This window comes from Pelagibius sp. (assembly GCF_028289705.1).
GTDB lineage: Bacteria > Pseudomonadota > Alphaproteobacteria > Kiloniellales > Kiloniellaceae > Pelagibius.
On the sequence record NZ_JANQOI010000156.1, the window covers coordinates 1 to 10,336 of the forward strand.

The 10,336-nt window shown below is 67.0% G+C and carries 10 protein-coding genes; 2 read left to right on the plus strand and 8 right to left on the minus strand.

The features are described from left to right. From Q0996_RS19580 to mutM, 8 genes are all read right to left on the minus strand, one after another. A partial coding sequence (locus Q0996_RS19580) for an ATP-binding protein (RefSeq protein WP_299623714.1) occupies window positions 1–712 on the minus strand: 712 nt, incomplete at its 3' end. Between the two features lie 70 nt (window positions 713–782). Then, window positions 783–2,021 carry a DNA replication/repair protein RecF gene (gene recF, locus Q0996_RS19585; protein WP_299623717.1) on the minus strand — a complete coding sequence of 413 codons (1,239 nt, stop codon included), beginning with the start codon at window positions 2,019–2,021 and terminating at the stop codon, window positions 783–785. Window positions 2,022–2,070: 49 nt separating this feature from the next. Then, entirely contained in the window at window positions 2,071–3,189 is a 1,119-nt protein-coding gene (gene dnaN, locus Q0996_RS19590; protein WP_299623720.1) for a DNA polymerase III subunit beta, read from the minus strand. 375 nt (window positions 3,190–3,564) lie between these two features. Continuing rightward, window positions 3,565–5,013: a chromosomal replication initiator protein DnaA gene (gene dnaA, locus Q0996_RS19595; RefSeq protein WP_299623722.1), complete on the minus strand. Its 1,449-nt coding sequence runs from the start codon at window positions 5,011–5,013 to the stop codon at window positions 3,565–3,567. 630 nt (window positions 5,014–5,643) lie between these two features. Next, complete coding sequence (gene rpsT / locus Q0996_RS19600) at window positions 5,644–5,907, minus strand: 30S ribosomal protein S20 (protein ID WP_299623725.1); 264 nt, start codon at window positions 5,905–5,907, stop codon at window positions 5,644–5,646. A 110-nt stretch (window positions 5,908–6,017) separates the two neighbouring features. Continuing rightward, the gene (locus Q0996_RS19605) at window positions 6,018–6,794 is read right to left on the minus strand and encodes an enoyl-CoA hydratase (protein ID WP_299623728.1); all 777 of its coding nucleotides are present in this window, start codon (window positions 6,792–6,794) and stop codon (window positions 6,018–6,020) included. A gap of 51 nt (window positions 6,795–6,845) precedes the next feature. Next, complete coding sequence (locus Q0996_RS19610; RefSeq protein WP_299623731.1) at window positions 6,846–7,223, minus strand: hypothetical protein; 378 nt, start codon at window positions 7,221–7,223, stop codon at window positions 6,846–6,848. Between the two features lie 40 nt (window positions 7,224–7,263). After that, a complete protein-coding gene (gene mutM, locus Q0996_RS19615; protein WP_299623734.1) occupies window positions 7,264–8,118 on the minus strand; it encodes a bifunctional DNA-formamidopyrimidine glycosylase/DNA-(apurinic or apyrimidinic site) lyase in 855 nt (284 codons plus the stop codon). A 101-nt stretch (window positions 8,119–8,219) separates the two neighbouring features. On the opposite strand from mutM, the gene Q0996_RS19620 reads away from it, so the two are divergent. Next, window positions 8,220–9,032: a class I SAM-dependent methyltransferase gene (locus tag Q0996_RS19620; protein ID WP_299623736.1), complete on the plus strand. Its 813-nt coding sequence runs from the start codon at window positions 8,220–8,222 to the stop codon at window positions 9,030–9,032. Window positions 9,033–9,044: 12 nt separating this feature from the next. After that, window positions 9,045–10,336, plus strand: a 1,292-nt coding sequence (locus Q0996_RS19625; protein WP_299623739.1) for an AarF/UbiB family protein, incomplete at its 3' end; no start/stop codon positions are given.

The following is a 10,336-nucleotide window of genomic DNA, read 5'->3' on the forward strand; positions in this document are numbered from 1 at the left end:
TCTCGATCTCCTTGGGCTCCGCCGAACGGTTGTCCGTGAGGGTCAGACGTACGCCCGAGTTGAGGAAGGCCAGTTCCCGCAGGCGATGCTCCAGGGTCGCGGCATCGAAGTCCGTCATGGAGAAGATCTGCGGTGACGGCAGGAAAGTGATCTCCGTACCCGTACGCCCCTCCGCATCGCCGCGTTCGGCCAGCGATGCCTCGGCTTCGCCATGAACGAACCGCATGGCATGCTCGCGCCCACCGCGGCGGATGGTGAGGTCCAGCCACTCGCTGAGGGCATTGACCACCGAAACGCCGACCCCGTGGAGGCCGCCGGACACCTTGTAGGAGTTCTGGTCGAACTTCCCGCCGGCGTGGAGCTGGGTCATGATGACCTCGGCGGCGGAGACGCCTTCTTCGGCATGGATGTCCACCGGGATGCCGCGCCCGTTGTCGGAGACAGTGACCGAGCCGTCGCCGTTCAGGATCACCGATACGGTATCGCAATACCCAGCCAGGGCCTCGTCGATGGCGTTGTCCACCACCTCGTAGACCATGTGGTGCAGGCCGGAGCCGTCGTCGGTGTCGCCGATGTACATGCCCGGGCGCTTGCGTACGGCCTCCAGGCCGCGCAGCACCTTGATCGATTCGGCGCCGTAGTCCGTCTCGTCCGCCGGCAGCCCGCTGCCAGCCGGACCGTTGCCGGTCGTAAGATCGTCGCTTGTGCTCATAGAACTCTGAACTTCACTGAGAAAATCCACATCGGATGGCCGCTAGCCGGCCGTGGCGGCACTGTCTTCGTCATGGCGCGCCGGCCTGGCGCGGCGCAATGCCGCCGTCCTGGATGGTGAAAAACTGCGCCCGGCCCTCGAGGCCCGCGAAGTCGGCCACGTCGGTGCCGGTGAGCCAGGCCTGGGCGCGCATCGCCAGGATCTCCCCATAGAGCGCGGCGCGGCGCGCGCCATCGAGGTGCGCCGCCACCTCGTCCAGCAGCAGCAGGGGTGCTGTGCCGCGTTCCAGGGTCAGCAGGCGCGCATGGGCCAGCAAGATGGCGATCAGCATGGCTTTCTGTTCGCCGGTGGAGCAGAGCGCCGCCGCGACCCCCTTGGCGGCGTGGCGGGCCGCCAGGTCGCTGCGGTGGAGCCCCACCGCGGCCCCGCCGGCCTCGGCATCCAGGCGCCGGCTCTCCGCGAGGCGGGCGCGCAGGCGATCCTCCACCGTGAGCGCGGGATGGCCTTCGCCGAGCCAGCCCTCCACGGACCCTTCCAGCGCCAGGCCGACCTTGGGGAAGGGCCCCTCAGCCGCCTCGCAGGCCCGCTGCAGCCGCTCCACCATCTCCAGCCGGGCGACCGCGATGGCGACACCGTGGCGCGCCATGCTGTCTTCCAGGGCCTCGAACCAGGCGCCGTCGCCCTGGCCGGTCTTCAGCAGCCGCGCCCGCTCCCTGAGGGCATGTTCATAGGCATTGCTGCGGGCGGAATGTTCGGGGTCGAAACCGTAGACCAGGCGGTCCAGGAAGCGGCGGCGCGCGCCGGCGCCCTCACGGAACAGCCCGTCCATCTGCGGCGTCAGCCAGACCAGGGAGAGAACCTCCGCCAAAGCCTGCTGACCCCGCGCTGGCGCGCCGTCGACCTTCACCAAGCGCCGTTCCCGGGTCGTGGCACCGCCGTTGCCCGGATCGCGGCCGCTGCCCAGTTCGCGCAGCCCCGCGGGCGTTATCACCCGCGCCGCGACGGCCCAGGGCCCGCGCTCCGGCGACGCGCCCGGTCCGGTCTCCGGCGCGACCCGGTCGACCTCGCTCAGCTTGGCGGCGCGCAGACCGCGCCCAGGCGAAAGGAACGAGATCGCCTCCAGCAGATTGGTCTTGCCGGCCCCGTTGGCGCCGGTCAGCACCACAGGGGCCGCCGTCGTCTCGATCTCAGCCTGTTCGTAGCTGCGAAAGCGGTGGAGCAGCAGGCGCTGCAGCCAGACTCCCGCCTCGGCATGCTGGGGCGACAAGGCTGCGGGCTCCGCGTCGCCAAGGGCGGCAGAGGTCAGCAAGGGCCGGCCAGGCCCCAGCAATTGCGGAAACGGTGGCGGCCGAACGCCATCACACTCTCATCGGCATAAGGACGTAGAGCGCACTGGGGTCGGCGACCTCCCGCACGATGGTGGGCGAGGAGGAATCGGCCATGGTGAACTGGGCCGCATCGCCTTCGATTTGCTGTGCGATATCCAGGAGGTAACGGGAATTGAATCCGATCTCGATGCCCGAGCCCTGGTAGTCGATCTCCAGTTCCTCCACCGCCGTGCCGTTCTCCGGGCTGTTGGCGGAGAGGGTCAGCGCCCCCTTGTCGACCGCCAGTTTCACCGCGCGGCTCTTCTCCGTGGAAATCGTGGAGACGCGGTCCACCGCCTCGGCGAAGGTCTTGCAATCGACCTCCAGCACCTTGTCGTTGCCGGCCGGGATCACCCGCTCGTAGTCGGGGAAGGTGCCGTCGATCAACTTCGACGTTAGGATCGTCGAGCCGAAGGCGAAGCGGATCTTGGTTTCCGAAAGCGCGATCTCTACCGGATCGTCCAGGCCCTCCACCAGGCGCCGCAGCTCGCCCACGGTCTTGCGCGGCACGATCACCCCCGGCATGTCCTTGGCGGCATCGGGCAGCGGCATCTCGACCCGGGCCAGACGGTGGCCGTCGGTGGCAACTGCGCGCAGCACCGACAGCTCGTTGCTGTTGGCGGCATGGAAGTAGATGCCGTTCAGGTAGTAGCGCGTCTCTTCGGTGGAGATGGCAAAGCGCGTGCGGTCGATCAGGGTCTTCAGTTCGCCGGCCTGCAGGGTGAAACTCTGCGGCAGGTCGTCGCCGGTGCCGGCAGGAAAGTCTTCCCGTGGCAGGGTCGCCAGGGTGAAGACCGAGCGCCCGGCCTGCAGCGTCAGCCGCGAGTCGTCGCCGCCGGCCTCAATCGAGACCTGTGATCCCTCGGGCAGCTTGCGCACGATGTCGTAAAGCGTGTGGGCCGGGGCCGTGGTCGCGCCGCCCTGGCCGATCTCCGCGGCCAAGCGGTCGACCACCGTCAGGTCCATGTCGGTCGCGGTCAGGGAGAGCGAGGAGCCCTCTGCCTCAATCAGCACGTTGGAGAGGATCGGAATGGTATTGCGGCGCTCGACAACGCTTTGCACGTGCGTCAGGGATTTCAGCAGCGCGGCGCGCTCAATGGTCAGCTTCATGATGCGATGCTAGGCCTTCCGGCGTTGGTGGTGATCATGGTTTCGGTGCTTCTCTTTGGTGCTCGGCAACCTTCGATGTGGAGCCCAGGGAGAGGGACTCGCGAAGCCCGTCGTCCCGCCGCGCGCCAGGTTACGGCAGGGACCGATCGGGCCCATCAGCACCGCCTGCGAGGGTGCCCAGGAGGGTGCCCGGGAGCATCCCCGCAACGCGGTTGCGAAGTATAGCACGGAAGGCGGAAAACGTAAGCTTTAAGCGCGGTTTAGCGGCCTCGGCCGGCCCGTCCACCGGGCCCGGCCAAAGGGCAGGCTAAGCGACTCTTTTGGCTGGCTTTTCCACCCCCGGCAGCGCCGGGGAGGGCGCCCCAGCCCGGCGCCTCAGGCCTCCAGCATGCGGCGCAGCAGCTCGACGTCCTCGGCGAAGCCCGAATCGGTCGCTTTCAGCTCCTCCACCTTGCGCACCGCGTGCATCACCGTGGTGTGGTCGCGCCCGCCGAACTTGCGGCCGATCTCCGGCAGCGAGCGGGAGGTGAGCTGCTTGGAGAGGTACATGGCGACCTGCCGCGGTCGGGCCACCGCCCGAGCCCGGCGCGCCGAATGCATGTCGGCGACCCGCACGTTGAAGTGGGCCGAGACCCGCTTCTGGATCTCCTCGATGGTGACCCGCCGGTCGTTGGCGCGCAGCAGGTCGTGCAGCACCTCCTGGGTGGTCTCCAAGGTGATCGGCCGCCCCACCAGGGTGCCGTGAGCGACGATGCGGTTCAGCGCGCCTTCCAGCTCGCGGACGTTGGAGGTGATCTTGTGGGCGAGGAACTCCAGCACCTTCTCCGGTATGTCCGCGGTGCACTGCTCGGCCTTGGCCTGCAGAATGCCGAGACGCAGTTCGTAGGTGGTCGGATGGATGTCGGCGACCAGCCCCCAGCCGAGCCGCGAGCGCATCCGCTCCTCGACGCCTTCGAGATCGCTGGGACTCTTGTCGGCGGAGATGATGACCTGGCGGTTCTGGTCCACCAGCGCGTTGAAGGTGTGGAAGAACTCTTCCTGCGTCGCCTCGCGCCCGCCGATGAACTGCACGTCGTCGATCATCAGAACGTCGACCGAGCGGAACTGCTCCTTGAAGGCCATGGTGTCCTTGGTGCGCAGCGCGCGCACGAACTGGTACATGAACTTCTCGGCGGAGAGATAGATGATCCGGCGGTCGGGACTCTGCTTCTTGATGTGCAGTCCGATGGCGTGCATTAGGTGCGTCTTGCCGAGGCCGACACCGCCGTAAAGGAACAACGGATTGAACGGCGCGGTCGGCGCCTCTGCGACGCGCCGGGCGGCCGCGTAGGCGAGTTCGTTGGGTTTGCCGACAACGAAGTTCTCAAAGGTCAGACGCGGGTCCAAGGATGCGGAGATGCTCTCCCGCGGGATCGCTCCGCTTTCGGAGTCTTCGGACGCTGCCGGTTTTTTCATCGTGCTTGCCGCCGCACCGTTGGCCGCCTTCGTCGCTCTACTCTCCTCCACGGAACCGCCGAGCAGTGCGGCACCCGCACTCGGTTTCGGCGACGGGCGGGCCGGCGGCTGCACGACGATTTCGATTCCGGCAATCGACGGGTCCTCTTCGGTCCAGAGGACGTTGAGTCGTGCCGCGTAGTTGCTGGCAACCCAATCGCGCATGAACCGCGTCGGTACGGCCAGACGAAGCTTACCGTTTCGTGCACCGGCCAATGTCAGCGGTGTCAACCAGGACCGGTAGGCCGCCTCTCCTACCTCTGCACGCAGCCGCCCGCGAACGCGCGCCCATTGTTCAATGACAGTTGCCTCACCGTCACCAGACCCCATTTACGAGTTCCCCCCAAACAGCGTGTTCCCTTGCGATCCGGTTTCTGCACCCTGCTCTGCGGAGAGGTAATTCGATACCAGAGCACAAGCATCTTCCATGACGTGGTTAGAAACCTCGTTCGCTTTTAGTTGTTCAAGGTATCGGCTTGGAAGCGGCCCCAAGAGCCAGGCGGGTCAGAAAAAAACAAATCGGCTCTTGCGAGACATACACCCACGCCGCACCCGCGGGCCCCTTAGTAATGAATGTGGGGAATTATTTGTCAGGCGCGGCTAAATACTTTGCTTTTTCCTAATTTTTCTTACTCAGAACCCCCAAGCGCGATAGAGTTAATGTACGCGCAAAGACTTCGGGTGACAAGCGGATCAATTGGAGAACGACACTTTTTTTACGGTCAATGCGCTTCTGCAACACCCCGAAGGCCCTGCGCAGAGCGCCCCTAAGCGCCTCTTTGCGCAGGCAACTTTCGGCATCGCAGTCGATCGCACCCGCTCTCCACCACGGTGAGAGATTTCCAATCGGCAACCACGGCCAGGCCGTTGGAAGGTGCAGGCGCACACCAAAAACCGCGCCCACCGTTGAGGCGGACGCGGCAACGCGCGTTCCCTTATGAGGCCGCGAAGAGAGTCGTCTTAGCCGATCGCCTTGACGCGCGCGGAGAGGCGCGACAGCTTGCGCGCGACGGTGTTCCTGTGCAGCACGCCGCCGCGAACACCGCGCTGCAGTTCCGGCTGCGCCGCACGCAGCGCGCTCTGCGCGGCATCCTTGTCGCCGCTGGCGATCGCCAGTTCCACGGCCTTGACGAAGGTGCGGATGCGGCTGACGCGCCGGCGGTTGATGTCCGTCCGGCGGGCGTTGCGGCGGATCCGCTTCTTGGCCGACTTATGATGTGCCATAGCTTTGGTTTACGTCTTCGTTCTGCGAGAAAGGCGGGGTTATAGCCCCCCGCCCCGACCGCGTCAAGCCGCCTGAGCGACCGATTTTTCGGTCGGTTTTCCGGTGAAAATCAGCGGTTTTTCCAGGCCGGCTTGCGCTTCTCGGCAAAGGCCGCCATGCCCTCTTTCTGGTCCTCCAGGGCGAAGGTCGCGTGGAACAGGCGGCGCTCGAACTTGATCCCCTCGGCCAGGGTGCTTTCGTAGGCGCGGTTCACCGCCTCCTTGGCCATCAGCACCGCCGGGCGTGACAGGCCGGCGATCTTGCGCGCCGTATTCATCGCCTCCTCCTTCAGCTCGGCCGCCGGCACGATGCGGGCGACCAGGCCGGCACGTTCGGCCTCTTCAGCATCCATCATGCGCCCGGTCAGACAGAGCTCCATCGCTTTCGACTTGCCGACGAAGCGGGTCAGCCGCTGGGTGCCGCCGGACCCGGGGATGGTGCCGATGGTGATCTCCGGCTGACCGAACTTCGCGCTGTCCGCCGCCAGGATGAAGTCGCACATCATCGCGATCTCGCAGCCGCCGCCCAGCGCATAGCCGGCGACCGCGGCGATCACCGGTTTGCGGGTGTGCGACAGACGCTCCCAACCCTGCGTGATGAAATCTTCGCCGAAGGCCTCCTGAAAGGTCTTGTCCTTCATCTCCTTGATGTCGGCACCGGCGGCGAAGGCCTTCTCCGATCCGGTGATCAGAATGCAGCCGATGCCGTCGTCGCTTTCGAGCTCGTCGATGGCGACGGCCAGCTCGTCGATCAAGGCGGCGCAGAGCGCGTTCAGCGCCTGCGGCCGATTGAGGGTGATGACGCCAACGCCGTCCAGTTTTTCCAGGATGATGTTCTCAAAGCTCATCGGGCGTCGTCCTTTCTGATCACCCGCCGGCAGGCCGCGGCGGAAAACGCGTCATTGGGGGAAGAGGCGAAACTGCACGGTCACGCCGCCGGCCGACTCGGTCAACGTCAGCTGCAGGCGCTCGCCCTCTCTCAGGAAACTTCCGCCATGCTCACTGCGCCAGCCCAGTTGCGGCAGGGTCTCGGCATAGAAGGTCATCACCTCGCGCCGGTTCAGCGCGCCGCTGGCATAGGCTTCGACGATGCGCCCGCCCGGCTTGTCGAACACCAGGCCGCTGTCCGGCATTTCCTGAAGCCCCGGCATCAGCGGCAAGTCCGGGACGTCGGCGAGATAGCGCGACGTCTGCTGCGCGGCCAGCGGCAGAGCCGCGGCCATGCACATCGAAAGAAGCAGGAGGAGAAGCGGGCGCAAAGGCCGGGAACGCATCATGCGGTTCTCTTACTGATCGCCACTGCCGCGCACAATAGCCTTAGCGTTGCCGGCGCGAACAAAAGAACGTCGACCGGCCGGACTGCACGATCCGCGCGATGCCGCCGCTGCGGCTCGGTTCACAGTCGCAGCCGGGGCAGGCTTCGCCCTCGCGGCCATAGACCGCCCATTGGTGCTGGAAGTAGCCGAGCTCGCCGTCGGCCTGGACATAGTCCCGCAGGGAGGAGCCACCCGCCTCGATGGCGCGCTGCAACACCGCGCGCACGGCGGCGGCCAGGCGTTCGGCGCGCGCACCCTGCACGGTGTAGGCCTGGCGGCGCGGCGAAAGCCCGGCGAGAAACAGCGCCTCGCAGACATAGATGTTGCCGAGACCGGCGACCACCCGCTGGTCCAGCAGGGCTGCCTTGATGAGGCTGCGCCGGCCCTTCAGGGCGGCGGCCAGGGCCGGCCCGTTGAAGGCGTTGCCCAAGGGTTCCGGGCCCAGGGCCCGCAGCAGGGGGTGGTCGTCCAGCGCCTCGCCGGCGAAGAGGTCCATGATCCCGAAGCGGCGCGCGTCGTTGAAGCGTATCTCGGTGCCCTGGTCGTTGGTGAAGACCACATGGTCGTGACGATCCAGGGGCGCAAGTGGCCCGCCGCCCTCGGGCTCATGGATGGTCATACGCCCCGACATACCGAGGTGGCAGAGCAGGACCTGGCCGTCGTCGAGCCGTGCGAGGATGTATTTCGCCCGCCGGAAGATCCGCTCGATCCGCCGCCCGGTCAGCCGCTCGGCGAAGTTCGGCGGCAGCGGGAAGCGCAGATCGGGACGGTGCTGGTCGACCCGGGCCAGACGATGCCCTTCCAGCCGCGGGCGCAGTCCGCGCACCACGGTTTCGACTTCCGGCAGTTCAGGCATCGGGCGGACGGAATCCTAAAAGAGGACTGTGGCGAATCGCCTCGCGGCGGAGGCGGCGGGCAGAGTAGCGTGAAGCGGTCGCCCGCGCTATGGTCCGCGCGATGAGCGCCAGAAATCAGACAGACCGGACGGACGGACAAGAGCCCGGCAGCGACGCACGCACCCACTTCGGCTTCCGCGACGTGGCCGAGGCGGAAAAGGCGCCCCTGGTGAAGGGGATCTTCCAGTCGGTCGCCGGCCGCTACGACCTGATGAACGACCTGATGTCCGGCGGCATTCATCGCCTGTGGAAGGCCGCCATGGTCGACTGGCTGGACCCGCGCCCCGGCATCCGTCTGCTGGACGCCGCCGGCGGCACCGCCGACATCGCCCTGAAGGTGCGCGATCGGCTGGCCGGCCATGGGGACAAAACCGACGGCCGCAGCCGCATCCTGGTCTGCGACCTGACGCCGGAGATGCTGGAGATCGGCCGCGACCGCGCCCTCGACCGCGGTGTGTTCGACGGCATCGACTGGATCTGTGGCGACGCGCAGCGCCTGCCCCTGCAGGACTCCTCCGTGTCCGCCTACACCATCGCCTTCGGCCTGCGCAACGTGACCCGCATCGACCAGGCGCTGGAAGAGGCCCGGCGCGTTCTCAAGCCCGGCGGGCGCTTCCTCTGCCTGGAGTTCAGCCGCGTCGTCCAGCCGCTGTTCAGCGCGCTTTACGACCGCTACTCCTTTCAGGTGCTGCCGGCCATGGGCGCGGCCATCGCCGGCGACCGCGAGGCCTATGTCTATCTTGCCGAATCGATCCGCCGCTTCCCGCCGCAGGACGAACTGGCGGCGAAGATGACCCGGGCCGGGCTGAGCCAGGTGCGCTACCGCAACCTCTCCGGCGGGATCGCCGCCATTCACTCCGGCTGGCGGGTCTGATCGGGCTCAAAGATGCTGCGCACCCTCCGGTCCCTGCTGCGCCTTCAGCGCATCCTGCGCACCCTGGCGCGCCACGATGCCCTGGCCCCGCTGGAAGACATCGGCGTCGCGCCCGGCCTGGTCTGGATCGCCCGGCGCCTGTCGCGCCGCGCCGCCACGGGACGGCCCGGCCAGAAACTGGCCCGTGCCCTGGTGGAGATGGGTCCCAGCTTCATCAAGCTCGGCCAGATGCTGTCCACCCGCGCCGACCTGGTGGGCGAGCAGGTGGCGCAGGACCTGGCCGAACTGCAGGACAGCCTGGCGCCCTTCGAGGCGGAACTGGTGCGCCGCACCCTGGAAGACGAATTCGATCAACCGCCGGAAGCGCTCTTTGCCAGCTTCGATATGGCGCCGCTGTCCGCCGCCTCCATCGCCCAGGTCCACCTGGCCAGCCTGCGCGTCGAACAGGCCCCGGAGGCGGAAGAGGGAGACAATCCGTCACCCCCCGTGACCATCGAACGACCGGTCGCCGTCAAGATCCTGCGCCCGGGGATCGAAAAGGCCTTCGACCGCGATCTGGAGTTCCTCTACTGGCTGGCAGAGTGGACGCTGAGGGCGCAGCCAAAGCTGCAGCGCTTCAAGCCCCTCGACGTCGTTCAGGTCTTCGAGACCACGGTCCGCCTGGAAATGGATCTGCGCATGGAAGGCGCCGCCGCCTCTGAGCTGGCGGAGAACTTCAAGGACGATCCGACCTACATCGTGCCGGCCGTCGACTGGCAGCGGTCCTCGCGCCGTGTGCTCACCATGTCGCGGGTCAGCGGCATTCCCATGGACGACCGTGAAGCGCTGCTGGCCGCCGGGCACGATCTGCAGGATGTGCTGGGCAAGGCGGCGGGCATTTTCTTCAACCAGGTGTTCCGTGACGGCTTCTTCCACGGCGACCAGCACCCCGGCAACATGTTCGTCGACCAGAGCGGCAACATCCTGGCGGTGGACTTCGGCATCATGGGGCGGCTGGACTGGCGCACCCGCCGCAACCTCGCCGACATGCTGATCGCCACCCTGGAGGGCGACTATCACCGCCTCGCCGAGGTCTACATGGAGGCGGGCTATCTGCCGCAGCGCCACGCCCTGGACGTCTTCGCCCAGGCCCTGCGCTCGGTCTGCGAACCGATCGCCGGGCGGCCGCTGAACGAGATCTCCTTCGCGCGGCTGCCCGCGCAGCACCTGCGCCTCACCGAATCCTTCGAACTGCCGGTCCAGCCGCAGTTGCTGCTGCTGCAGAAGAACATGCTGATGGCCGAGGGCGTGAGCCGGAGCCTCGA

Coding starts and splice junctions, on each gene's coding strand:
- dnaN (WP_299623720.1), bottom strand. CDS start 3,189: ATGAAGCTGACCATTGAGCGCGCCGCGCTGCTGAAATCCCTGACGCAC.
- dnaA (WP_299623722.1), bottom strand. CDS start 5,013: ATGGGGTCTGGTGACGGTGAGGCAACTGTCATTGAACAATGGGCGCGC.
- rpsT (WP_299623725.1), bottom strand. CDS start 5,907: ATGGCACATCATAAGTCGGCCAAGAAGCGGATCCGCCGCAACGCCCGC.
- Q0996_RS19605 (WP_299623728.1), bottom strand. CDS start 6,794: ATGAGCTTTGAGAACATCATCCTGGAAAAACTGGACGGCGTTGGCGTC.
- Q0996_RS19610 (WP_299623731.1), bottom strand. CDS start 7,223: ATGATGCGTTCCCGGCCTTTGCGCCCGCTTCTCCTCCTGCTTCTTTCG.
- mutM (WP_299623734.1), bottom strand. CDS start 8,118: ATGCCTGAACTGCCGGAAGTCGAAACCGTGGTGCGCGGACTGCGCCCG.
- Q0996_RS19620 (WP_299623736.1), top strand. CDS start 8,220: ATGAGCGCCAGAAATCAGACAGACCGGACGGACGGACAAGAGCCCGGC.